1 protein-coding gene is annotated in these 282 nt (G+C 58.2%); it reads right to left on the bottom strand.

All coding sequences use genetic code 11. The annotated features are described in order from the left end of the window. Nucleotides 1-282 (bottom strand): phosphoribosylformylglycinamidine synthase subunit PurQ (locus SB756_RS29455; RefSeq protein WP_410913096.1); only part of this gene is annotated, 282 nt, incomplete at both ends.

Genomic DNA, 282 nt, shown 5'->3' with positions numbered 1-282 from the left:
CGAAGTTATCGACAAAGCGCAGTGCCACCAGCCCTTTCGACTCCAGCGCCGCCAGATGCGAAGCATCACGCACTTCAACAAAGCCTTCACCGTGCGAAACGGCGATGGGCATATGCGAACCGGCCATGCCGTCCAGCAACAGCGATGGACTGGCGGCCACTTCTACCAGACTGAAACGCGCTTCAAAGCGCTCAGACTGATTACGCACAAAGCGCGGCCAGAGATCGCTGCCTGGGATCAGTTCACGCAGATTAGACATCATCTGGCAGCCGTTGCAGACGC

The organism is Pseudomonas sp. SIMBA_068 (genome assembly GCF_046534705.1).
Taxonomy (GTDB): Bacteria; Pseudomonadota; Gammaproteobacteria; order Pseudomonadales; family Pseudomonadaceae; genus Aquipseudomonas; species Aquipseudomonas putida.
This window is presented reverse-complemented; position numbering and strand designations above follow the sequence as displayed.